Source organism: Kitasatospora sp. NPDC101157, assembly GCF_044768255.1.
In the GTDB taxonomy this organism is placed as follows: domain Bacteria; phylum Actinomycetota; class Actinomycetes; order Streptomycetales; family Streptomycetaceae; genus Kitasatospora.
In genome coordinates this window covers 69,766-91,918 of sequence record NZ_JBIWPL010000003.1, presented here as the reverse complement: position 1 = coordinate 91,918, position 22,153 = coordinate 69,766, and the positions used below count along the sequence as shown (strand labels likewise).

Genomic DNA, 22,153 nt, shown 5'->3' with positions numbered 1-22,153 from the left:
GGCGAAGGCGCCTCACCCGTTGAGGCCGGTCAGCAGTACCGCCACGTCCAACCCGGTGTTCAGGTAGTCCACGAACACCGGGTTGTTCAGCGCCCAGGGCGAACGCCGCTCCCGCACCAGCCGGACCGCCTCGTCGGCGGGGTGCCCGAGGTCGACCAGCGCCTGCGCCACCACCAGGCCCGAGCGGTTGTAGCCCGAGTGACAGCGCACCAGGGTCGGGCGGCCCCGGCGTACGGCGGCCGCGGTGAGCCGCGCCGCCTCCTGGACGGCGAGCAGCTGGCCGGGGGAGAGCGGACGGTCGGGCACCTCCCGCACGACGTGCTCCACTCCCGGTGCCGGGCCGTGCCCGGGGAGCGTGAAGAGGCTGACCACCACGTCGAACTGCCGCCCGACGACGACGGGTTCCAGCTCCCCGCCGGGCGGGGTGTGGTAGTGCCCGCCCATCCAGAGCCCGGGAACGATCTCGTTCCACGGTTCGGACGGTCCCGGCGTCCCGCGGTCCTTCTGACGGGTTCGCATCCTGCCCCCCCCTCGGGCCCGCCGGCGCCGGCGTCGCCCCGGCACCGGCGCGGCCGCTACTCGCCGGTGCTGCCGTCGAGGTGCTCGCGCAGGAGATCGGCGTGGCCGTTGTGGCGGGCGTACTCCTCGATCATGTGGGTGAGGATCCAGCGCAGCGAGAAGGCCTCCTCGCCGTAGTGGCCCAGGACGTCCAACGACGGTGCGGCGGCGACGAGTTCCCGCGCGTGGTCGCACTCGCGGCGCCAGACGGCGAAGGCCTCCTCCGGGGCGGCGGTCTCGACGTCGAACTCGGCAGAGCTGCCGTCGGGGTGCTTCCAGAAGCCGGGTCGGCCCTCGCCGTCGAGGACGTTGCGGAACCAGCTGCGTTCCACCTCGGCGAGGTGGCGGACCAGTCCGAGCAGGGAGAGCCCGGAGGGTTCGAGCACCCGGGTGCGGAGCTGTTCGGCGGTCAGGCCGGCGCACTTCATCGCCAGGGTGTCGCGCTGGTGGTCCAGGAAGCTGGCCAGGGTGGCCCGTTCGTCGGCGGTCTGCAGGGTGACGGTGCGCTGGTCATCGGTCATGGCCCCCATCCTGACCGTCCGACGGGCTCGGCCGCACGGTGAATTCCACGGACCGGACGCGCCCCTGGACTCAGGCCCTACGCTCCAGCCATCGCACCGCGCCCGCCACGTCCGCCGCGACCGGTACGCCCTCCGGCACCGGCGGGCGTTCCACCACGACCACGGGCAGGCCGAGTTCGCGCGCCGCGGTGAGCTTGGGCGCGGTCGCCTCGCCCCCGCTGTCCTTGGTGACGAGCACGTCGATCCGGTGGTCGCGCAGCAGCGCCCGTTCGCCGTCGAGGGTGAACGGGCCGCGGTCCAGCAGGACTTCGAGCGAGGACGGCAGCGGCGGCTCCGGCGGGTCCACCGAGCGGGCGAGGAAGTGCATTCCCTCCAGGTGGGCGAAGGCGCCGATGCCCTGGCGGCCGGAGCTGAGGAAGACCCGCCGTCCGAGGCCGGGCAGCAGCTCGGCGGCGGCCGCGAGCGAGGGCGCGAGGTGCCAGCGGTCCCCGGGGACGGACGCGAAGCCGGGGCGGCGCAGCACCAGCAGCGGCACCCCGGTGGCGGCGGCCGCCAGAGCGGCGTTGCGGGACATCCCGGCGGCGAAGGGATGGGTGGCGTCCACCACGGCGGTGACCCCTTCGCCGCGCAGCCAGGCGGCCAGGCCGTCCGGGCCGCCGAAACCGCCGATCCGCACCTGCCCGGCGGGCAGCCGGGGGCGGGCGACGCGCCCGGCCAGCGAGCTGGTGACCCGCAGGGACGGGCGGCCGTCCAGCGCGGCGGCCAGCGCCCGCCCCTCCGTCGTCCCGCCGAGGATCAGGACGTGGGCCGGGGCCTGCCCGGTCATGCGCCGCAGGGCTCGTGCGGGCGCTCGCGGTCCGCCGAGTAGAGGTGGCTGTCGCGGAACTGCTCTGCGGCGAGCGTACGGCCGACGATGATGACGGCGGTGCGCACCACGCCCGCCTCCTTGACCTGCCCGGCGATGTCGGCGAGCGTGCCGCGCAGCACCAGCTCGTCGGGGCGGCTGGCCATCGCGACCACGGCGGCCGGGCAGTCCGCGCCGTAGTGCGGGAGCAGCTGCTCGACCAGGTCGTCCACGTACCCGGCGGCCAGGTGCAGCACCAGCAGGGCGCCGCTGCGGCCGAGGGTGGCGAGATCCTCGCCTTCGGGCATCGGGGTGGCCCGCTTGGCGATCCGGGTCAGGATGACGGTCTGGCCGACGGTCGGCACCGTCAGCTCCCGCTTCAGCGCGGCAGCGGCGGCGGCGAAGGCGGGCACCCCGGGGACGACCTCGTACGGGACGCCGGCCGCGTCCAGGCGGCGCATCTGCTCGGCGACGGCGGAGAAGACCGACGGGTCGCCGGAGTGCAGCCGGGCCACGTCCCGGCCCGCCCGGTGCGCGGCGACCAGCTCGGCGGTGATCTGGTCCAGGTTGAGCTGGGCGGTGTCGATCAGCCGGGCGCCGGGCGGGCACTCCTCCAGCAGCTCGCGCGGGACGAGGCTGCCGGCGTAGAGGCAGACCTCGGCGCGGGCCAGGACGCGCTGGCCGCGCAGGGTGATCAGGTCGGCGGCGCCCGGGCCTGCTCCGATGAAGTAGACGGTCACGAGGCGTCCTCCTGGGGGGTGTTGGGCTTGACGGCGGACCACTGGGTGACCGGCATGGCCTGCCGCCAACCGGTGAAGCCGCCCACCGGGACGGCGTGGGCGACGGCCAGCTTGACCAGCTCCCCGCCGTGGCGCCGGTACCACTCGGTGAGCAGCGCCTCGGACTCCAGCGTCACGGTGTTGGCGACCAGCCGCCCGCCGGGGCGCAGCGCGGCCCAGCAACTGTCCAGCAGGCCGGGCGCGGTGAGGCCGCCACCGATGAACACGGCGTCGGGAGTGGGCAGTTCGGCGAGCGCGGCGGGGGCGGGGCCGGTCACCACCCGGAGCCGGGGCACGCCCAGCGCGGCGGCGTTGCGGGCGATCCGCCCGGCCCGGACGGGATCGCGCTCGATGCTGACCGCCCGGCAGTCCCGGTGGGCGCGCAGCCACTCGACGGCGATCGAGCCGGATCCGCCGCCGACGTCCCAGAGCAGTTCGCCGGGCGACGGGGCGAGGACGGCCAGGGTGGCGGCGCGCACGTGCCGCTTGGTGAGCTGGCCGTCGCTCTCGTACGCGGCGTCGGGCAGGCCGGGGACGACGGAGCCGCGCGGGCCGTCGCCGAGTTCGACGGCGATGAGGTTCAGCGGGTCGCCGGGCGGGTGCGGCCAGTCGTCGGCGCGGCCGTCGAGGCGGCGCTCGGCGGGGGAGCCGAGCTGCTCCAGCACGTGCAGTCGGGCGGACCCGAAGCCACGCTCGGTGAGCAGCGCGGCGACGGCGGCCGGGGTGGCGGCGTCGGCGCTGAGCACCAGCAGGCGGCGCCCGGGATTGAGGGCGGGCGTGAGGGTGTCCAGCGGGCGGCCGACCAGGCTGACCACCTCGGCGGCCTCCAGCGGCCAGCCGAGCCGGGCGCAGGCGTAGGAGACGGAGGACGGGTGCGGCAGCACGCGCAGCCGTTCGGCGCCGACGGTCTCGGCGAGGGTGCGGCCGATGCCGAAGAACATCGGGTCGCCGCTGGCCAGGACGGCGAGGCGGCGCCCCGCGTGGTCGGCGAGCAGCCCGGGGACGGCCGGGCGCAGCGGGGACGGCCAGGCGACGCGCTCGGCGGCGACCTCGTCGTGGGGGAGCAGCTCCAACTGCCGGGGGCCGCCGACGACCACCTCGGCGGAGCGCAGCGCGGCCCGCGAGCCGGCGGCGAGGCCGGACCAGCCGTCGGCCCCGATCCCGACGACGGTGATCGGAGGTGGCTGCTCGGGCACCGGGTGGCTCCTCGTCGTTCGTTCCTGCTGGCCGGGGCAGCCTACCTGGCGGTATCCGGGCCGGAACCGGCCGCCCTCACCTGTCCGTCCAGTCCCCCGAGGCGATCAGCGCCGGCCGTGCGCGCAGCCGTGCCGCGGCCGCCGGACCGGCGAGGTACACCCAGGCCTCGCGCCGCTCGCCCGCCGCCGTCCGGACCGTCGTGCGGCGTCGCAGGTACAGCCCCGTCCCGTCCGGCCGGCAGTCCTCCAGCCGGTCCAGGTCGGCGAGCACTCCGGCGTACGCGCCCGGGCGCACGATGACCAGCTCACCCAGGATCCGGCGCCCGGGCGTCGCGTCCGGCACGGCGTACGGGTAGCCGGGGCCGTCGTGCAGGGCGGCGCCGTCCAGCACCGCGGGCAGGATCCCGGCGCAGCGTCCGGCCAGGTGGAGGGCGTGGTTGCGGCCGCCGCTGCGCAGGGTGCCGTACACGAAGAACGGCAGGGCCGCCTCGACCGGTGGGTTCTGCTCGGACGCAAACACGGGTTGGACCTCCTCGCGGGGGGAGCGCCCACGCTACGTTCCGCTGACCGATCCGTGATACCCACTGGCGCGGTGGGCCGCCGATGCGCTGTCATGTCGGGTGTTCAGCCAGCACCGTCCCAGGGGGACACCCATGACATCGCCCGCCTCCCCACCACCGGCGACGACGCCCGGCAGCGCCACCACCGCCACCCCTTCGACTTCCTCCGCCCCCACCCCCACCCGGCTCTCCGGCGCCGTCTGGATCGCCCTCGCGGTGGTCTACGTGGTCTGGGGCTCGACCTACCTCGCGATCCGGATCGCGGTCGAGACGATGCCCTCGTTCTTCTCGGCGGCCGCCCGCTTCCTGACCGCGGGCCTGCTGCTGGCCGGCTACCTGCTGGTCCGCCAGGGCCCGGCCGGTCTGCGGGTGAGGGGGCGTCAGCTGGCCTCGGCCGCCCTGGTCGGGCTGTTGCTGCTGACCGGCGGCAACGGGCTGGTGGTGCTCGGCGAGACCTCCGTCCCGTCCGGGCTGGCCGCCCTGTTGGTGGCCGCCGTCCCGCTGTGGATGGTCGTGCTGACGGCCGTCGGCGGCGGTGAGCGCCCCAAGCGCGCCGAACTGGCCGGGGTGCTGCTGGGCCTGGTCGGCCTCGGGGTGCTGTCCGCCCCCGCGATCGGCGGGTCGGTCGAGCCGATCGGCGTGGTCCTGATCATCTGCGCCACGCTGGCCTGGGCGGCCGGCTCCTTCGCGAGCAAGAAGATCCCGATGCCGGGCAACGTGCTCGCCGCGAGCGCCTACCAGATGCTGGCGGGCGGCCTGTGCAACGTGCTGATCGGGCTGGCCCGGGGCGAGCAGCACGGGCTGGACCTCGGGGCCGTCTCGGGCCGGTCCTGGCTGGCCCTCGCCTACCTGGTGCTGTTCGGCTCGTTGCTGGCCTTCACCGCGTACGCCTGGTTGCTGCAGTCGGCGCCGCTGACCCTGGCCGGCACCTACGCGTACGTCAACCCGGTGGTCGCGGTGCTGCTGGGCTGGCTGATCCTGGCCGAGCCGCTGACCGGCCCGACGCTGGCGGGCGGGGCGATCGTGGTGGTCGGCGTCTGTCTGGTGGTCAGCGTCAGCCGGCGGTCGGGGAGCCCGTCAGGGAGCCCGTCGGGGAGGCCGTCGAAGGGCCTCCGCCGGTCCTGAACGGATCGGCGGAAGCCCGTGGGGCGAGCCCGCGCGGTTGGGCCCCTGGGCTGGGCCCGTGCGGTTGAGGGTGGGGGTCAGAGCGCGTGGGGCGGCTTCCCCGTCCACCAGTTGCCCGGCGCGTCCGGGTCGCGGCTGGTCCAGTACTCGATGATCGCGCTGGTGAACTCGGCCGCCGACAGCGTCCCGTCCCCGTCCAGGTCGAGGTGGCGGAACGCCTCGTCGGCGTCGTCGCGGCAGAGCCCGGCGAAGTGGCCGCGCTGGAACACGAAGAACTCGCCGGCGTCCACCGTTCCACTGCGGTCGGCGTCGGCGACGGTGAGGAAGGCCTCGGCCAGGGCGCCGAGGATCTCCCGGGCGGCCTCCGGGTCGTCGGCGAGCGCGCCGGTCGAGGCGACGAACTGCTCGCGGGTGATCGCCTCCGTCCCGGCGGGCTTCCCGGCGAGGTGGAGGTCGTGCCAGACGGTCAGGTAGGCGCGGACGATCAGGGCCTCCGCCTCCGAGCCCTCCTGGTGGCCGAGCGAGCGGGCCACCGAGTGGCCCATCAGCACGTGGTCCCGCTCGGTGAGCAGTCCGTCCCCGTCGGCGTCGAGGTGATCGAAACCGTGATTGATCTTTGCGATGAGCAGGTCGTCCGACAATGTGCCCCCTCTGGTGGCGATCCCGCGGCTCGGGAGGGCCGCGGCACGTTGAGCGACGTCACGTCGCCAGCACGCTAACGCCTGGAGCCGTGCTCGCGCAGCCGAACGAAGGGCGAACGGCGGCGCACGGCTGCGCGCTCGGTCCACCTTGTGACCGGCCCGGACGTACGAGGCCGGCAGCAGCTCCCGCACCGGCACGGTGCGCGACTCCGGGCCCCGTTCGAGGGATGACGCCCCGATCCGGGAAGCCGTCGAGCGCGGCCTGACGACAGCACCCGCACGGCGGTCCGACCATGACCGCCCCGCCCGGGACAGCGCCAGCCGTCCTCACCGGCGCTCCGGCCCGGGGCGCCGGCCCCTCCGGCCCGTAGCACCGGCCTCAGCGCGCCGCCGCCAGCAGCTCCCGGGTGTACTCGGTGTGCGGCGCACCGAACAACCGCTCCCGGTCGGCCGACTCGACCAGCCGCCCCCGGTGCATCACCGCCACCCGGTCGCAGAAGTGCCGGACCACCGCGAGGTCGTGCGAGACGAACAGGAAGGCCACCCCGAGCCGTTCGCGCAGCTCCATCAGCAGGTTGAGCACCTGCGCCTGCACCGACACGTCGAGCGCCGAGACCGGCTCGTCGGCGATGATCAGGCGCGGCTCGGGCGCCAGTGCCCGGGCGATGCCGATCCGCTGGCGCTGACCGCCGGAGAACTCGTGCGGGTAGCGGTCCAGGTGCCCGGCGGACAGCCCGACCTGCTCCAGCAGCTCCGCCGAGCGCTCCCGCCGCCGCGCCGCGTCCAGCGCGGTGTGCAGCCGCAGCGGGGTGTCGATGGTCTGGGCGACGGTGCGGCGCGGGTTGAGCGAGGCGTACGGGTCCTGGAACACCAGCTGGACCTCCCGGCGTGTCGGCAGTGCGCTGCCCAGGGCGGAGTCCAGCCGCAGCGCCGCCCCCACCAGCGCCCGGGTGTACGGGGCGCGCGGCGCGGCCAGCAGCTCGCCGGTCGGCGCGGACTCCACCTCGGTGCCGTCGCGCAGCACCAGCGTGCGGTCCGTCGTCCCCGCGACCACGCCCAGGTCGTGGCTGACCAGCAGCACCGCCGTGCCGTTCTCGCGCTGCAACTCGCCCAACAGGTCCAGCACTTGCCGCTGGACCCGGGCGTCCAGCGCGGTGGTGGGCTCGTCCGCGATCAGCAGCTGGGGGTCGTTCATCAGCGCCATCGCGATCATCACGCGCTGCCGCATCCCGCCGGAGAACCGGTGCGGGTGGTCGCGCAGCCGGGCGGACGGGATGCCGACCCGGTCGAGCATCGCGGCCGCACGCCGGCGGGCCTCGGCGCGCCCGGCCCCCGGGTGGTGCAGTCGGTACGTCTCGGCGAGTTGGGCGCCGACGCCGTGGAAGGGGCTGAGCGAGGTGAGCGCGTCCTGGAAGACCAGCGCGGCCCGGCCGCCCCGCACCCCGCGCAGCACCGGCTCCCCGGCGCCGACCAACTCCTGCCCCCCCAGCCGGATCGAGCCGCTGACGGTGGTGGTGCGGGGGTCGTGCAGGCCGAGGACGGCCAGCCCGACGGTGGACTTCCCGGAGCCCGACTCACCCACGTGACACCGACGCCGAGGAAGGACAGCGCGGCCTCGGAGGCGACGAAGGTCGGCACCGCCATGGTGGCGTGCACCAGCAGCTGGGAGCGGAGGTTCGGCAGCAGTTCGTGGACGACGACGTGGAACCGGCCCGCTCCCTGCGCCCGCGCGGACTGCACGAAATCCCTTTCCCGGAGCGAGCGCACACTGGCTCGCAGGGAAAGCGCGAGCGGAATCCAGCCGAACGCGGAGAAAACCAGGACCAGCATCAGGAACTGCATCCACTCCGGTTCCGCGGTGCCCGGATCGACCAGCCGGGACTGGATCACCGGGCTGAGCGCGAGCAGCAGGAGCAGCGTCGGGAAAGCCAGCAGCACATTGGCCAGAAATCCGAACAGCCGGTCCGTGATTCCGCCCAGATAGCCGACCGCGACCCCGGCCGGCACGCCGAGCGCGGTCGTCACGGCCGCCGAGGCGAGGGCGATCAGCAACGAGGTGCGGATGCCGTACAGCAGCTGGGTCAGCACGTCCCGGCCGAGGCCGGGCTCCAGGCCGAACCAGAACTCGCCGGAGATCCCGCCGTTCGGCAGCATCGGCAGGCCACCGTCGCTGAGCAGGCGAGGAGCGTTCTGGCCGTAGTGCTCGACCGGGTTCCTCCCGTACAGGGCGGCGATCAGGGGTGCGGCCAGGGCGAGCACCAGGAACAGCAGGACGACGGCGAGCGCCGCGGCGCCGACCCGGTCGCGCAGCACCCGGCGCAGCAGGTTCGGGGCGGCGGGCCGGGAGGCCGTGCCGGTGACTGCGAGTGTGTCGACCGCTGTCATGACAGGCTTACTCCCCGAATTCTCCGCCGCCCTGTGGGTGAGGGGCGCTGGTGGGCATTTCAGATCGGGCTGCCGGGGGTTTCCCGGTGACCGTTCGAGTGACATCAGATCGGATGCGTCCGGGGTTCCGCAAATCACCTGGAAGGCGCTCCTGGGGAATTCCTTCCGGACTGTTTCGGGAATTGTGGCGGCTTCATTTCCCCGCAACACGACCGTCGCAGAAGAGCGGACATGTCCGGACGAACCGGGCGGGCCGTCCCGCATTCTGAGACCTCCGCCACACTCCGCGGGGTGTTGGTACGATCCCGGTGGACCGCGACTGGCGCGTAGGGATGGAATCGACCATCGGGAAGCGGTCCCGTGAATCCTCACGTCGGTTGCCGAGCGCCTGGGCCGCCCGCATCCGCACCAGGAGACCGCCATGGCCCAGCCCCAGCAGACCCCCGCCCAGCCGCACACCGCCGCGAGTCCCGCCGCCGACACCGCCTTCCGCAGCGCCCTGGACGTCGTCGCCGGCGTCGAGCCGCGGATCGCCGCCGCCATCGGCCAGGAGCTGGAGGACCAGCGCGCCTCGCTCAAGCTGATCGCCAGCGAGAACTACGCCTCCCCCGCCGTCCTGCTCGCCATGGGCAACTGGTTCAGCGACAAGTACGCCGAGGGCACCGTCGGCCGCCGCTTCTACGCGGGCTGCCGCAACGTCGACACCGTCGAGGCGCTCGCCGCCGAGCACGCCCGCGAGCTGTTCGGCGCCGAACACGCCTACGTCCAGCCGCACTCGGGCATCGATGCCAACCTCACCGCCTTCTGGGCCGTCCTCTCCCAGCGGGTCGAGAGCCCGGCGCTGGAGCGCGCCCAGGTGCGCAACGTCAACGACCTCACCGAGCAGGACTGGGCCCGGCTGCGCCAGGAGCTCGGCAACCAGCGCATGCTGGGCATGTCCCTGGACACCGGCGGCCACCTCACCCACGGCTTCCGGCCCAACATCTCGGGCAAGATGTTCGAGCAGCGCAGCTACGGCACCGACCCGGAGACCGGCCTGATCGACTACGACGCGCTGCGCGAGACCGCCCGCGAGTTCCGCCCGCTGATCCTGGTGGCCGGCTACTCCGCCTACCCGCGGCTGGTGAACTTCCGCAAGATGCGCGAGATCGCCGACGAGGTGGGCGCGACCCTCATGGTCGACATGGCGCACTTCGCCGGCCTGGTCGCGGGCAAGGTGCTGACCGGCGACCACGACCCGGTGCCGCACGCCCACATCGTCACCACCACCACCCACAAGTCGCTGCGCGGCCCGCGCGGCGGCATGGTGCTCAGCAACGCCGAGCTCGCCGAACACGTCGACCGCGGTTGCCCGTTGGTGCTCGGCGGCCCGCTCTCCCACGTCATGGCCGCCAAGGCCGTCGCCCTCGCCGAGGCCCGCCGCCCCGAGTTCCGGTCCTACGCCCGCGCCGTGGTCGACAACGCCCAGGCGCTCGCCGAGGGCCTGCTGCGCCGCGGTGGCAAGCTGGTCACCGGCGGCACCGACAACCACCTGGTGCTCGCCGACGTCTCCGGCTACGGCCTGACGGGGCGTCAGGCCGAGGCGGCACTGCTCGACTCGGGCATCGTCACCAACCGCAACTCCGTCCCGCAGGACCCGAACGGCGCCTGGTACACCTCGGGCGTCCGGCTCGGCACCCCGGCGCTCACCACCCGTGGCCTGGGTACCGCCGAGATGGACGAGATCGCCGCCCTGATCGACACCGTCCTGCGCGGCACCACCCCCACCACCACCGCCAACGGGGCGCCCTCCAAGGCGAACTACGCCCTCGACGAGTCCCTGCGCGACGGCATCGCCAAGCGCGCCGCCGACCTGCTCGCGCCCTTCCCGCTCTACCCGGGCGTCGACCTGGCCTGACCCGGGCAGGCCCGGGTCGGCCTCGGCCGGCCCGGGCCGACCCGGCTAGTACTGCAGCGACTTGTACTGCAGGAACTCCTCCAGCCCGTGCCGGCCCAGTTCGCGGCCGAGCCCGGAGGCCTTGTAACCGCCGAACGGGGCCAGCGGGTTGAAGCGTCCGCCGTTGAGGTCGACCTGGCCGGTGTCGAGCCGGCGGGCGAAGGCGGCGGCGGTGTCCGTGTTCGCGGCCCAGACGCCGCCCGCCAGGCCGTAGGCCGTGCCGTTGGCCAACTCGACCGCGTGGTCCTCGTCCCGGTAGGGGAGGACGGCCAGCACCGGGCCGAAGACCTCCTCCTGGGCTACCGTCATGTCCGGGGTGACGTCGGCGAGGACGGTCGGGCGGACGTAGAAGCCGGTGGGGAGCTCGGGCAGCGGCTCCGGGCCGCCGGCCACCAGCCGGGCGCCCTCGGCGAGCGCGCCCTCCAGGTAGCCGCGCACCCGGGCCAGTTGCTCCGCGTTGACCAGCGGACCGATCCGGGTCTGCGGGTCGGTCGGGTCGCCCGGGACGTACTTCTCGGCGGCCTTGGCGGCGAGCGCGACCGCCTCGTCGTACTGGTCCCGGTGCACCAGCAGCCTGGTCCAGGCGCTGCACGTCTGGCCCGAGTTGGCGAAGACGTTGGCGACGTTCACGTTCACGGCACGGGTCAGGTCGGCGCCCGGCAGCACCACGTTGGCGGACTTGCCGCCCAGCTCCAGGGCGACCCGCTTCAGCCCGCGCCCGGCCGTCTCGGCGACCCGCCGGCCGACCGCGGTGGAGCCGGTGAACGACACCACGTCCACCTCCGGGTGGGCGGCGAGTGCCGCGCCCGCCACCGCGCCGGTGCCGGTCACCAGGTTGAACACCCCGGCCGGGAACCCCGCTTCGTGCACCAGCCGGGCGAACAGCCGGGCCACCAGCGGGGTGTCCTCGGCCGGCTTCAGCACCACCGGGCAGCCGGCCGCCAGGGCCGGCACGACCTTGGCCGTGATCTGGTGCAACGGGTAGTTCCACGGCGTGATCGCCGCGACCACCCCGGCCGGTTCGGCGAGCACCACCGAGTTGCCGATCCGCTCCTCGAAGGGGTACTCGGCCAGCAGGCTCAGGTAGGAGGTCGCCACGGTCAGCGGCAGCCCGGCGTGCACCGCCCCGGCGAAGCCGACCGGGGCGCCCAGTTCGGCGACCACGGTCGAGGTGATCTCCGCCTGGGCGCCGGCGATCCCGTCCCGCAGCCGGGTCAGCAGCGCGAGCCGCTCCTCGCGGGTGGAGGCCGCCCAGCCGGCGGCAGCCCGGCGGGCCGCCGCCACCGCGGCGTCGACATCGGCCGTCCCGCCCGCCGGTACGGTGGCGAGCACCCGCTCGGTGGCCGGGTTCAGCACGGTGATGGACCCGGAGTCCCCGGAGGGCCGCCAGGCGCCGTCGATGTACTGGTCGCCGTACGCCGTGTACTCCTGCACAGGTCGTCCTCTCAGCCGCATTGATCAACAGCGATAGGGCCTCAGTCAAAGCGGCCGGACGGGCCGCGCGCAAGAGCCGGTCCCGCGGTGCGGAGCGGCCGGTTACCGCGGGGCGAACCGCGCGGTGTACTCGTCGAACGGTTCGATCCCCACCTGCGCGCGGCGTTCGTCCAGCCGGTCCGGGTCCTCGCACGGCCACGGCACCGGGCGACCGTCCGTCACCGCACCGATCTGGGTGCCGTAGCGCTGCTCGCGTCCTTCGTTGACGGCCAGCCGGTCCTGGAGGAAGGCCAGGTCCCGGGCGCTCGCCGCGCCGGCCGCCACCGCCTCCGCCATCAGCTCCACCGCCCGGCGCTGGAAGTCCAGTTGACGGTCCGCGTGCTGGGCGATGAGCCAGGCCGCCCGGGCGGCGTCGGGGCCGTGGACCTGCTCGGTGGGCCAGCCGTGCTCCGCCATGATCTCCGCAAGCCGGTCCCCGTGCCGGGCGGTGAGCCGTCGCCAGACGGCCTGTTCGGCCAGGTCGGCGCTGTGCGCCAGCGGTGCGGTCGCGTTGTCCTCGGCCATCATCGCCACCAACTCGGCGGCCGGCGGCTGTTCCTGTGCAGTCGTCCGGTCACGCTGTGCTTCTGCCATGTCGGTCTCCTCCGTGCGTCAGGTCCCGTCGTTCGGGCGCCCGCCACCACGGTAGGAGCGGAAATTGCGACCAAGATCGTCCATGAGGCCGGTGACAACGGGTGGTTGGTCGGGGAACAATTGGACGTAGCCCATCCGCCAGACCGTGTTCACCTCCGGTTGCGAAGGCCCGGGTTCCGCAGGTCGGCAAATCGGCAGCCCAGAGCCCTCCTCATCGCCCGGGTACCCGCTGTAGATTGCAGCGAACTCCGTGGTGGGGCCTACTGTCAGTGGGGGCGACTCGCGTGCGGCCGGGTTGCCCGGGCGTCGCCGAGGCCGAGCAGGCTGCCACCGCGCCGAGATGTGGCTCAGCACCCTCAGGTCATCCGTACCGCTAAGGAGCATCCCGTGACCGACACCGCGATGCAGGGCGAAGCGCAGCAGCCCGGCGAACCGGCCGTGTTGGAGGACGTCCCGGGCTGGTTCTGGGACCACGACCGCCACTCCTTCGAATGGTTCCTCGACCGGCAGACCGAGTGGGGCGTGACCGGCGACCTGCTGGAGATGGGCGCCTACCTCGGCCGCAGCGCGATCGTGATCGGCGAACACCTCCAGCCCGGCGAGACCTTCACCGTCTGCGACCTCTTCGACTCGGACGCGCCGGACGCGGAGAACTCCAGCGAGATGGACATCTCCTACCGGAAGACGCTGACCCGGTCGGCCTTCGAGGCCAACTACCTGTCCTTCCACGACAAGCTGCCGGACATCATCCAGGCCCCGACCTCCGCGCTGGCCGGCGGACGGATCCCGGCCGACGCCTACCGCTTCATCCACATCGACGCCTCGCACCTCTACGAGCACGTGGTGGGCGACCTCCAGGTGGCCCGGATCGCGCTGCAGGACCAGGGCGTCGTTGTGCTGGACGACTACCGGGCCCAGCACACCCCCGGCGTCGCGGCCGCGACCTGGGAGGCGGTGTTCAACCACGGTCTCAAGCCGATCATGCTCACCGAGTGCAAGTTCTACGGCACCTGGGGTGACCCGGAGCCGTTCCAGCGCGACCTGCTCGACCGGCTGGGCCTCGCGTCCGGCTGCGACCTCAGCACGGAGACCCTGAACGGTCGGCAGCTGCTGCGGATGACCGGCAGCTCGGAGGGCATCCGGCCGTTCCGCGCCTCCCGCCACCAGCGGCGCCCCGCCGTCGAGCCGTCGGTGTCCCGCGACGAGCTCCGCGTGGCCCAGGACGAGGCGGCGCTCGACCTCGCCGCCCGCCGCGCCCGCGCCGCTGAGGCGCGCCGCCCGGTCAACGTCGCCAAGCGCGCGGCGAAGGACCTCCTCCCGCCGGTCGTCACCTCGGCCATCCGCCGCGCCCGCCGCGGCTGACCGGCCCGCGGATGCCGTCGGCGAACAGCCGACCGCCGGTCGCGAACAGCCGTCCGTGACCGGATGCCGGCGAACAGCTGACAAATGACAGATAACAGCTGACAGATATCAGCGAACAGATTTCAGACTCTGTCAGCTGAACCCTGTCCCTCCCCGCCAACGCCGAAGGGCCGGTCGGAAACCCGACCGGCCCTTCGAAAGCGAGTACCCGCTCAGACCCGCGAGGGCTCCGAAGCCCCGGCGGCCCCCGAAGCGTCGCCCGACGCCTCGGCCTCGGCCTCGACCGCCAGCTCACGGCGCACCTCGGCCAGCGAGGGGTTCGCCCAGGAGCTGGCGACGCCCCAGTAGTAGAACGCCAGCCCGATCGCGGCCACGATCAGCAGGTCCCAGCCCTCCGGCAGGTAGCCGTGGCCACCGAAGTCGGTGCTGCCGGCCCAGGAGATCCCGGCCATCACGAACAGGTAGGCGACCATCCAGGCGCCCGCCTTCAGGTGCGGCTTGAGTTCGGCGAACGGCTTGCGCAGCTCGTAGAAGGCCCAGATCGGCAGACCGGCGGCCATCAGCAGGATGACCTTGCCGGTGAGCGGCCAGCGGGCCCAGTACAGGACGAGCGAACCGAACACCATCGCGACCGGCGCGATCACCGGCATGGCCTTGAGCCGGACCGGACGCTTCAGGTCCGGGGCGAGGCGGCGCAGCGACATCACGGCGACCGGGCCGGTGATGTACGAGATCACGGTGGCCACCGAGACGATCTCGGCCAGCGAGCCCCAGCCGCGGAAGACCGCGAGGAACAGGAAGGCGACCAGCAGGTTCAGCAGCAGCGCCGGACGCGGGATGCCGGTCTTGGCGTCGACCTTGCCGAAGATCTTCGGCAGGTGGCCGTTCTCCTGCACGCCGTGGATCATGCGCGAGGTGGTGGCGGCGTAGATCATGCCGGTGCCGGACGGCGAGACGAAGGCGTCCGCGTAGAGCAGCAGCGCGAGCCAGTTGATGCCCCAGGCGATCGCGAGGTCGGCCAGCGGCGAGGTGTAGGAGAGGCTGCTCCAGCCCTTCGACAGGTCGGCGGCCGGGATGGCGCCGATGAAGGCGATCTGCAGCGCGACGTAGATCACCAGGGCGATCAGGATCGAGCCGATGACGGCCTTCGGCAGCGACCTGCCCGGGTTGCGGGCCTCGCCGGCCATGTTGAGCGGGGACTGGAAGCCGTTGAAGGCCCAGACGATGCCGGAGACGGCGACGGCGGTGAAGACCGCGCTCCAGCCGTTCGGCGCGAAGCCGCCCTGGTCGGTGAAGTGCGAGGTGTCGAAGTGCGCGAGGAGCAGCGCACCGGCGGTCAGCGTCGGCACGACGACCTTGAACACGGTGATAGCCGTGTTGGTCTTGGCGAACAGCGTGATCGCGAACCAGTTGAGGGCGAAGTACACGACGAGCAGCACGCTGGCGAGCGCCACACCGCTGACGGTGAGCTCCTTGCCGTCGTACAGCCCCTTGGCCCAGCCGAAGTGCCAGGAGCTCATGTACTGGACGGACGCGGTGGCCTCACCCGGGATGACCGAGACGATGGCGATCCAGTTGGCCCAGGCGGCCAGGTAGCCGGCCAGCGAACCGTGCGAGTACTGGCCGTACCGGACCATGCCGCCGGCCTTGGGGAACATCGACCCCAGCTCGCTGTACGTGAGGGCGATGGTCAGCGCCACGGCGGCGCCGATCACCCAGGCGAGGATCGAGGCGGGGCCGGCCAGCTTGGCCGCCCGCTCGGCACCGAACAGCCAGCCGGATCCGATGATCGAACCCAGGCCGACCGCTGTCAGGCTGATCGTCCCGAGCGATCGGCGGTAGTTCTGGTGTGATGCCGTCGACGAAGCGGGCTCACTCAACGTATCGGTCCTCTCGCTCGGGGTTCAGCGGATGGTGTCGGTGCTTTTACGGTTTTGGGTCGGTATTCCGGACAAACCCCAGCAGCCTATGGTTCGAAAAGGGGCGAATACCTCAGAGGAAGCTCAAACTGCCCGATCGTTGCCATCTCGTGTCCGGCTTCCGGACGGCCGGACCCGCTCAGCGAGACCAACACCACACCGCCGGACGGCAGTTGATCACGGGTGGGAGCCGAGCTCGGGCCGAAAAAAGGAAATTCCCCGTGGCTTCCTTTCGGATTCCACGGGGAATTTCGACTGTGTCCGAGGGGGGACTTGAACCCCCACGCCCGATAAAGGGCACTAGCACCTCAAGCTAGCGCGTCTGCCATTCCGCCACCCGGACGGGGTGTGTGCTCCGGGGGTTTTTCTCGCCCCCTCGGCGACAGAGAGAACATTACCAGGGTTCTGGAGTGCTTCTCACCTGCGTTTCCTCGCCCGGGCCCCGCGGGCCGTGCCGCCGCCCCGCCCTGGTGGCCCCCCGCCAGGCCCCGGCGGGGACGCCGGGCCTGGCAGGACTGGCTGGGACGCTTCGTGAGGGCGCTCGAACCCCGGCCGAAGCGGTGGCGAGCGCGAAGCAAACGATCGGTTCCGACCCCACCCGCGATCGATCTCGATCGGAACCGATCCGACACGGGCAACTTGTCGACGGTGGCCCGGCCGCGCCGACCGCTCTCCTAGCCTCTGTGGACCGAGGGCGCCATGAGCGGATCGCCTGATTCGCGGGTCGCGGACGAAGGGCGGCTGGACGTGGAGCAGATCAGCGGGTCGGCGAAGGCCGAGCCGAGACCCGGCGGCCGGTCGGAGCGGCGGCAGGCCGCCGAGGGCCCCGCCGACGGCGTGTGGCGCTTCCGGGTGCCCGCCGTCGAGGCCTCCGTGCCGCGCACCCGCCATGCGGTGCGCGACCGCCTGCTGGCCCAGGGCATGACCGGGGTGCGCTACCAGGAGCTGGTGGACGACGTGCTGCTGATCGTCTCCGAACTGGTCGGCAACGCGGTGCGGCACGCGGCCGAGCTGTCGCCCGAGGTGACGACGGAGCTGTCGGTGCGCCGCGGCTGGGTGCGGGTCTCGGTCGAGGACGGCGACCCGTACCGGCCGAAGGCGCTGGAGAGCGACACCGGCCGCACCGGCGGGCGCGGCCTGCTGCTGGTGAAGAGCGTCACCCTGCAGGCCGGCGGGGTGTGCGACGTCGAACGCACGGGGGAGGGCGGCAAGGTCATCTGGGCCTCGCTCCCCGTGCCCCCGGAGCCCGCGCGCTGAAGCCCGGCCCCGCGAAGGGGGCGGCCCGCGCCGAGGCGGCCCGCCGGAACACGACACCGCCCCACCCGGACACGACGCCGCCCGTCCCGAACCCGAGGACGGCTGCCCCGGAAACGACACCGCCCGTCCCGAACCCGAGGGCGGCTGCCCCGGACACGAGGACGGCCGCCCCCGGAAGGACGGCCGCCCACGCGCAGGCGCGCGGGCTGCTACCAGTCCCGCCCGGCGATCTCCCGGATCCCCGGCAGCGCCGCCTCGAAGACCGTCTCGAACCAGACCGAGAAGGGCCGCTCCGCCCGCAGCTCGCGCAGCTCCTGCGCGGTCACGAAGGCGAAGTCGTCCACCTCCTCCGGGGCCGGCTCGACCGGCGCGGTCACCAGCCCCACGAACAGGTGGTTCCATTCCCGCTCGATCAGCCCGGAGGCCTCGTCCGGCAGGTCGTAGCGGACCGTCCCCGCCTCGCAGAGCAGCGCCGGCGCGACGCCCAGTTCCTCGCCGGTGCGCCGGGCGGCGGCGACGAACGGCGGCTCGTCCGGGTACGGGTGCCCGCAGCAGGTGTTCGACCAGACGCCGGGGGAGTGGTACTTGCCGAGCGCCCGGCGCTGGAGCAGCAGCCGGCCCTGGCGGTCGAAGAGGAACACCGAGAAGGCCCGGTGCAGCCGGCCCGGCTGCTGGTGGGCCCAGTGCTTCTCGGCGGTGCCGATCGTGACGCCCTCGTCGTCGACCAGTTCCAGCAGGATCTCGGCGCCCGCGGCGGCGGAGGCCCGTGGGTCGACCGTCACGTCGGTCTCGACGTCGAGACCGGTGTCGATCTCGGCGGCGAAGTGCGTCGGGTCGGTCGGCAGACTCTGGGGCATGGGGCCTCTTTCGGGGGCGGGAGCAACGGAAGCATCGGGTGCGTCCCGTGCACCGGGTGGAAGGCACGGGACACAGTGGGGGCACCGGCGCCGGCGTCGGGCTCCAGTCTGCCGTATGGGTGGCGGTCGGGACGGGTCCCACGCACAACCGGACGGATCATGACCCGGGGGCGCCCGGATCCGGGCAGAGACGGGCCCGGGAAGTCCCCGGAAGGGTCATTCGACCCGCAGACCAGTTCGATATCCGTTCCCATCCCGTTCGATCACGGCTCCTCCACCCCGCCGTCACCTCACCGCCTCCGGCCGCGTTCGGGAGGGTGGTCCCGGTCGCCTACCATCGCTTACGACACGCTGCCCGGATCTGTGCCGGTCCGGCGCGCCGCCACCGGACCCGGCCGAAGGCCGCTCCGGGGCGATACAGCGCTGCCGCGCCCGTCGGCACATACCGCGCGCACCGCACGACGCACGACGGATCAGGAGACCCCGCATGATCGGCCTCGTTCTGGCAGCCGGCGCCGGCCGCCGGCTGCGCCCGTACACCGACACCCTGCCCAAGGCGCTGGTGCCGGTCGACGGGGAGCGGACCGTCCTGGACCTCACCCTCGGCAACTTCGCCGAGGTCGGCCTGCGCGAGGCGGCGATAGTCGTCGGCTACCGCAAGGAAGCGGTGTACGACCGCAAGGACGCCCTGGAGAGCAAGTACGGCGTCAAGCTCCACCTGGTCGAGAACGACAAGGCCGAGGAGTGGAACAACGCCTACTCGCTCTGGTGCGCCCGCGAGCTGTTCTCCGAGGGCCTGCTGCTGGCCAACGGCGACACCGTCCACCCGGCCTCGGTGCAGCGCACCATGCTGGAGGGCAACCGGCAGCTCGCCGAGGCCGGCCGCGCCCCGGGCATCCTGCTCGCCCTCGACACGGTGAAGAAGCTCGCCGACGAGGAGATGAAGGTCGTCGTCGACCCGGCCGCCGGCATGCGCCGGATCACCAAGCTGATGGACCCGGCCGACGCGACCGGCGAGTACATCGGCGTCACCGTGATCAACCCCGCCGCTGCCGCCGACCTGACCGACGCGCTGCGCGCCACCTACGAGCGCGACCCGCAGCTGTACTACGAGGACGGCTACCAGGAGATGGTCGACCGGGGCCTGCGGATCGACGTCCAGCCGATCGGCGAGGTGTCCTGGGTCGAGGTCGACAACCACGACGACCTGGCGAAGGCGCGGGAGATCGCGTGCCGGTACTGACCCGACTGGTCCCGTCGCCGCTGTTCGCCGAGATCCGCCCGGGCGCGCTGGACGCGCTCGGCGGCATCCTGGCGGACCAGCGGCTGTCGGCGTCGGGCCGGATCGCCGTGGCGATCAGCAACGGCTCCGGCGCCGCGATGCGCGAGCGCCTGGAGCCGGCCCTGCCCGGCGCCGACTGGTACCACGTGGACGACGGCAGCCTCGACAGCGCGGTGCGCTTCGCCGAGGAGATGCGCGGCAAGCACTACGACGCGGTCGTCGGCCTCGGCGGCGGCAAGATCATCGACGCCGCCAAGTACGCCGCGGCCCGGGTCGGCCTGCCGGTGGTCGCGGTCGCCACCAACCTGGCCCACGACGGCATCTGCTCGCCGGTCTCCACCCTCGACAACGACGCCGGCCGGGGCTCCTACGGGGTGCCCAGCCCGATCGGCATCATCGTCGACCTGGACGTGATCCGGCAGGCCCCGCAGCGCTTCGTGGCGGCCGGGATCGGCGACGTGGTCTCCAACATCTCGGCCTGCGCGGACTGGGAGCTGTCCCACGCCGTCACCGGCGAACCGGTGGACGGACTGGCCGTGGCGATGGCCCGCTCGGCGGGCGAGAACCTGCTGCGGCACCCGGGGAGCACCCAGGACCAGGACCTGCTGACGGCCCTCGCGGAAGCCCTGGTACTGTCCGGCATCGCGATGAACATCGCGGGCAGTTCCCGGCCCTCGTCGGGTGCCTGCCACGAGATCTGCCATGCCCTGGACGTGATGTACCCCAAGCGTTCCGCCCAGCACGGCGAACAGGTGGGCCTCGGCGCCGCGTTCGCCAGCTTCCTGCGGGGCGAGCGCGAGCTGACCGGCCTGATCGTGGAGCGCCTGGCGCGTCACGGACTGCCGGTGACCGCAGCTCAAATCGGCTTCACCGAAGCAGAGTTCACCGAAGCGGTGCACTACGCTCCGAACACCCGCCCGGGCCGCTACACCATCCTGGAACACCTCGACCTCTCCCCTTCCGCAATCAGGGACGCGTACGCCGACTATGTCCAAGCCGTCAACAGCTGACCCCTCCACCGCGGGCGCCGTGCGGCCCCCGGTGGACCTGACCCGCCGGCCCTCGATCGAGGAACTGCGCGCGGTGATCCACCCGGAGGGCATGCTCCAGCGCCGCAGCGCCGAGCACTGGGCCGGGCGTCTGTACATGCGGAAGATCTCGCTGCGGATCACCCGCGTGCTGTCCACCATGACGGCGATCACGCCCAACGGCCTGACCTACCTGATGATGTTCACCGGCATCCTGGCCGGTGCCGCGCTGGTCGTGCCGGGCATCACCGGCGCGGTCCTGGGCGCCCTGCTGATCCAGGTCTACCTGCTGCTGGACTGCGTGGACGGCGAGGTGGCCCGCTGGCGCCGGCAGACCTCGCTCACCGGCGTCTACCTGGACCGGGTCGGCCACTACATGTCCGAGGCGGCGCTGCTGACCGGGCTCGGCCTGCGCGCCACCGACCTGCTGCACCGCGAGGGCCACGGCTCCCACTGGGAGTGGGCGTTCCTGGGCACGCTGGCCGCGCTCGGCGCGATCCTGATCAAGTCCGAGACGGACCTGGTGGACGTGGCACGGGCCCGCAGCGGCATGACGGCGGTCGAGGACAGCGCCTCCGTGCCGCGCTCCTCCTCGGTGGCCAGGGCCCGCCGGGCGGCCTCCTTCCTGAAGTTCCACCGCCTGGTCGGCGCGGTCGAGGCCTCGCTGTTCATCCTGGCGGCCGGGATCGGCGACGCCGTGCACGGCGGGCTGTTCCTCACCCGGCTCGCGGTCGTGGTGCTGGCGGCCATCGCCATGCTGCAGACCGTCCTGCACCTGCTGAGCATCGTCCTTTCGAGCAGGCTCCGATGACCACTACCACCACCACCGCGGACACCTTCCGCCTCGGCGTCGTCATCATCACCATGGGCAACCGGCCCGCCGAGCTCAACGCCCTGATCGAGTCCGTCCGCGCCCAGGAGGGCCCGGCGGTCGAGCTGGCCGTGGTCGGCCAGGGCGTCGAGCTGCCCCCGCTGGCCGAGGGCGTGCGCACCGTCGAGCTGCCGGAGAACCTCGGCATCCCGGGCGGGCGCAACGTCGGCATCGAGCTGTTCGGGCCGGACGGCCGGGAGGTGGACGCCGTCCTCTTCCTGGACGACGACGGCCTGCTGCCCCGCACCGACTCGGCCCGCCTGCTGCGCGAGGCCTTCACCGCCGATCCGGAGCTGGGCATCGTGTCCTTCCGGATCGAGGACCCGGACACCGGCGTCACCCAGCGCCGGCACGTCCCCCGGCTGCGCGCCAGCGACCCGATGCGCTCCTCCCGGGTGACCACTTTCCTGGGCGGCGCCAGCGCCGTGCGCTGCAAGGTGTTCGAGCAGGCCGGGCAGCTGCCCGCCGAGTTCTTCTACGCCCACGAGGAGACCGACCTCGCGTGGCGCGCCCTGGACGCCGGCTGGGCCATCGACTACCGGGCGGACGTGGTGCTGCACCACCCCGCCACGTCGCCGGCCCGGCACGCCGCCTACTTCCACAACGTGGCCCGTAACAGGGTCTGGCTCGCGAGGCGGAACCTTCCGGCCCCGTTGGTGCCTCTCTATCTGGGAACCTGGTTTCTGCTGACCCTGGCCCGACGTCCCTCCGCGGAGGGGCTGAAGGCCTGGATGGGCGGATTCCGGGCGGGCTTCCGCGAACCCTGCGGCCCGCGCAAGCCCATGCGATGGCGGACCGTCTGGCGACTGACCAGGATGGGCCGACCTCCGATCATCTGATTGGATCGAGTGATCGATCGTCGCGGCCGGTGACCACACACCGGCCGCAACCCCCGTGATCCCAGTGGATCCCCATCGGCGCAAGGCCGGCGGACCCCCGCCGACCGGCCGCCCCGACCGATCCCG

Annotated in this window: 20 protein-coding genes, 1 tRNA gene, 1 pseudogene and 1 riboswitch; of the genes and pseudogenes, 8 read left to right on the top strand and 14 right to left on the bottom strand. The window is 73.0% G+C overall.

Going from position 1 to position 22,153, the window contains the following annotated elements:
• Positions 1-12: 12 nt before the first annotated feature.
• The 6 genes from ACIRVF_RS06990 to ACIRVF_RS06965 all read right to left on the bottom strand — a co-directional run bounded on the left by ACIRVF_RS06990 (position 13) and on the right by ACIRVF_RS06965 (position 4,418).
• Positions 13-519, bottom strand: a complete 507-nt coding sequence (locus ACIRVF_RS06990; RefSeq protein ID WP_402814829.1) for a protein phosphatase — start codon at positions 517-519, stop codon at positions 13-15.
• Between the two features lie 56 nt (positions 520-575).
• Positions 576-1,079, bottom strand: coding sequence for a DinB family protein (locus ACIRVF_RS06985; RefSeq protein WP_402814826.1), 504 nt, complete (start codon positions 1,077-1,079; stop codon positions 576-578).
• 70 nt (positions 1,080-1,149) lie between these two features.
• Entirely contained in the window at positions 1,150-1,905 is a 756-nt protein-coding gene (locus tag ACIRVF_RS06980) for a cobalt-precorrin-6A reductase (RefSeq protein WP_402814823.1), read from the bottom strand.
• A complete protein-coding gene (cobM, locus tag ACIRVF_RS06975) occupies positions 1,902-2,663 on the bottom strand; it encodes a precorrin-4 C(11)-methyltransferase (RefSeq protein ID WP_402814820.1) in 762 nt (253 codons plus the stop codon). Before cobM ends, ACIRVF_RS06980 begins: the two co-directional genes overlap by 4 nt.
• The gene (gene cbiE, locus ACIRVF_RS06970; protein WP_402814817.1) at positions 2,660-3,898 is read right to left on the bottom strand and encodes a precorrin-6y C5,15-methyltransferase (decarboxylating) subunit CbiE; all 1,239 of its coding nucleotides are present in this window, start codon (positions 3,896-3,898) and stop codon (positions 2,660-2,662) included. The genes cobM and cbiE overlap by 4 nt, the downstream gene beginning before the upstream one ends.
• A gap of 76 nt (positions 3,899-3,974) precedes the next feature.
• Complete coding sequence (locus ACIRVF_RS06965; RefSeq protein WP_402814814.1) at positions 3,975-4,418, bottom strand: gamma-glutamylcyclotransferase family protein; 444 nt, start codon at positions 4,416-4,418, stop codon at positions 3,975-3,977.
• A gap of 133 nt (positions 4,419-4,551) precedes the next feature.
• Here ACIRVF_RS06965 and ACIRVF_RS06960 point away from each other — a divergent pair, with 133 nt between their 5' ends.
• Positions 4,552-5,583 carry an EamA family transporter gene (locus ACIRVF_RS06960; protein WP_402814812.1) on the top strand — a complete coding sequence of 344 codons (1,032 nt, stop codon included), beginning with the start codon at positions 4,552-4,554 and terminating at the stop codon, positions 5,581-5,583.
• 77 nt (positions 5,584-5,660) lie between these two features.
• On the opposite strand, the gene ACIRVF_RS06955 is transcribed toward ACIRVF_RS06960, so the two are convergent.
• From ACIRVF_RS06955 to ACIRVF_RS06945, 3 genes and pseudogenes are all read right to left on the bottom strand, one after another.
• Entirely contained in the window at positions 5,661-6,224 is a 564-nt protein-coding gene (locus ACIRVF_RS06955; protein WP_402814809.1) for an EF-hand domain-containing protein, read from the bottom strand.
• Between the two features lie 379 nt (positions 6,225-6,603).
• Positions 6,604-7,806 (bottom strand): dipeptide ABC transporter ATP-binding protein, encoded by a 1,203-nt coding sequence (locus tag ACIRVF_RS06950; protein ID WP_402814806.1) that lies wholly within the window; start codon positions 7,804-7,806, stop codon positions 6,604-6,606.
• A gap of 50 nt (positions 7,807-7,856) precedes the next feature.
• Positions 7,857-8,378, bottom strand: a pseudogene (locus ACIRVF_RS06945) (ABC transporter permease); the annotation flags it as partial.
• Between the two features lie 536 nt (positions 8,379-8,914).
• Positions 8,915-9,010: riboswitch (ZMP/ZTP riboswitch) on the top strand.
• 20 nt (positions 9,011-9,030) lie between these two features.
• Here ACIRVF_RS06945 and ACIRVF_RS06940 point away from each other — a divergent pair.
• A complete protein-coding gene (locus tag ACIRVF_RS06940) occupies positions 9,031-10,506 on the top strand; it encodes a glycine hydroxymethyltransferase (RefSeq protein ID WP_402814803.1) in 1,476 nt (491 codons plus the stop codon).
• Between the two features lie 45 nt (positions 10,507-10,551).
• Here ACIRVF_RS06940 and ACIRVF_RS06935 read toward each other — a convergent pair whose 3' ends face one another.
• Positions 10,552-11,979: an aldehyde dehydrogenase family protein gene (locus tag ACIRVF_RS06935; protein ID WP_402814800.1), complete on the bottom strand. Its 1,428-nt coding sequence runs from the start codon at positions 11,977-11,979 to the stop codon at positions 10,552-10,554.
• A 102-nt stretch (positions 11,980-12,081) separates the two neighbouring features.
• Positions 12,082-12,612 (bottom strand): DUF6624 domain-containing protein, encoded by a 531-nt coding sequence (locus tag ACIRVF_RS06930; RefSeq protein WP_402814798.1) that lies wholly within the window; start codon positions 12,610-12,612, stop codon positions 12,082-12,084.
• Between the two features lie 387 nt (positions 12,613-12,999).
• On the opposite strand from ACIRVF_RS06930, the gene ACIRVF_RS06925 reads away from it, so the two are divergent.
• Positions 13,000-13,974 (top strand): class I SAM-dependent methyltransferase, encoded by a 975-nt coding sequence (locus tag ACIRVF_RS06925; RefSeq protein WP_402814795.1) that lies wholly within the window; start codon positions 13,000-13,002, stop codon positions 13,972-13,974.
• Positions 13,975-14,186: 212 nt separating this feature from the next.
• Here ACIRVF_RS06925 and ACIRVF_RS06920 read toward each other — a convergent pair whose 3' ends face one another.
• Positions 14,187-15,854, bottom strand: coding sequence for an APC family permease (locus ACIRVF_RS06920; RefSeq protein WP_402814792.1), 1,668 nt, complete (start codon positions 15,852-15,854; stop codon positions 14,187-14,189).
• 297 nt (positions 15,855-16,151) lie between these two features.
• Positions 16,152-16,236 (bottom strand) — tRNA-Leu (locus ACIRVF_RS06915).
• A gap of 356 nt (positions 16,237-16,592) precedes the next feature.
• Between ACIRVF_RS06915 and ACIRVF_RS06910 the strand changes: the two genes are divergently transcribed.
• Positions 16,593-17,150 (top strand): ATP-binding protein, encoded by a 558-nt coding sequence (locus tag ACIRVF_RS06910; protein ID WP_402814789.1) that lies wholly within the window; start codon positions 16,593-16,595, stop codon positions 17,148-17,150.
• A 209-nt stretch (positions 17,151-17,359) separates the two neighbouring features.
• On the opposite strand, the gene idi is transcribed toward ACIRVF_RS06910, so the two are convergent.
• Complete coding sequence (gene idi / locus ACIRVF_RS06905) at positions 17,360-18,007, bottom strand: isopentenyl-diphosphate Delta-isomerase (protein ID WP_402814786.1); 648 nt, start codon at positions 18,005-18,007, stop codon at positions 17,360-17,362.
• Positions 18,008-18,494: 487 nt separating this feature from the next.
• Between idi and ACIRVF_RS06900 the strand changes: the two genes are divergently transcribed.
• The 4 genes from ACIRVF_RS06900 to ACIRVF_RS06885 all read left to right on the top strand — a co-directional run bounded on the left by ACIRVF_RS06900 (position 18,495) and on the right by ACIRVF_RS06885 (position 22,027).
• The gene (locus tag ACIRVF_RS06900; RefSeq protein WP_402814781.1) at positions 18,495-19,250 is read left to right on the top strand and encodes a sugar phosphate nucleotidyltransferase; all 756 of its coding nucleotides are present in this window, start codon (positions 18,495-18,497) and stop codon (positions 19,248-19,250) included.
• Positions 19,238-20,299, top strand: a complete 1,062-nt coding sequence (locus ACIRVF_RS06895; RefSeq protein WP_402814779.1) for an iron-containing alcohol dehydrogenase family protein — start codon at positions 19,238-19,240, stop codon at positions 20,297-20,299. Before ACIRVF_RS06900 ends, ACIRVF_RS06895 begins: the two co-directional genes overlap by 13 nt.
• A 91-nt stretch (positions 20,300-20,390) precedes the next feature.
• Positions 20,391-21,128, top strand: coding sequence for a CDP-alcohol phosphatidyltransferase family protein (locus tag ACIRVF_RS06890; RefSeq protein ID WP_402815746.1), 738 nt, complete (start codon positions 20,391-20,393; stop codon positions 21,126-21,128).
• Positions 21,125-22,027 (top strand): glycosyltransferase family 2 protein, encoded by a 903-nt coding sequence (locus ACIRVF_RS06885; protein WP_402814777.1) that lies wholly within the window; start codon positions 21,125-21,127, stop codon positions 22,025-22,027. The genes ACIRVF_RS06890 and ACIRVF_RS06885 overlap by 4 nt, the downstream gene beginning before the upstream one ends.
• Positions 22,028-22,153: the final 126 nt, after the last annotated feature.

Coding starts and splice junctions, on each gene's coding strand:
- ACIRVF_RS06910 (WP_402814789.1), top strand. CDS start 16,593: ATGAGCGGATCGCCTGATTCGCGGGTCGCGGACGAAGGGCGGCTGGAC.
- ACIRVF_RS06930 (WP_402814798.1), bottom strand. CDS start 12,612: ATGGCAGAAGCACAGCGTGACCGGACGACTGCACAGGAACAGCCGCCG.
- idi (WP_402814786.1), bottom strand. CDS start 18,007: ATGCCCCAGAGTCTGCCGACCGACCCGACGCACTTCGCCGCCGAGATC.
- ACIRVF_RS06900 (WP_402814781.1), top strand. CDS start 18,495: ATGATCGGCCTCGTTCTGGCAGCCGGCGCCGGCCGCCGGCTGCGCCCG.
- ACIRVF_RS06985 (WP_402814826.1), bottom strand. CDS start 1,079: ATGACCGATGACCAGCGCACCGTCACCCTGCAGACCGCCGACGAACGG.
- ACIRVF_RS06940 (WP_402814803.1), top strand. CDS start 9,031: ATGGCCCAGCCCCAGCAGACCCCCGCCCAGCCGCACACCGCCGCGAGT.
- ACIRVF_RS06980 (WP_402814823.1), bottom strand. CDS start 1,905: ATGACCGGGCAGGCCCCGGCCCACGTCCTGATCCTCGGCGGGACGACG.
- ACIRVF_RS06990 (WP_402814829.1), bottom strand. CDS start 519: ATGCGAACCCGTCAGAAGGACCGCGGGACGCCGGGACCGTCCGAACCG.
- ACIRVF_RS06960 (WP_402814812.1), top strand. CDS start 4,552: ATGACATCGCCCGCCTCCCCACCACCGGCGACGACGCCCGGCAGCGCC.
- ACIRVF_RS06890 (WP_402815746.1), top strand. CDS start 20,391: ATGCTCCAGCGCCGCAGCGCCGAGCACTGGGCCGGGCGTCTGTACATG.
- ACIRVF_RS06885 (WP_402814777.1), top strand. CDS start 21,125: ATGACCACTACCACCACCACCGCGGACACCTTCCGCCTCGGCGTCGTC.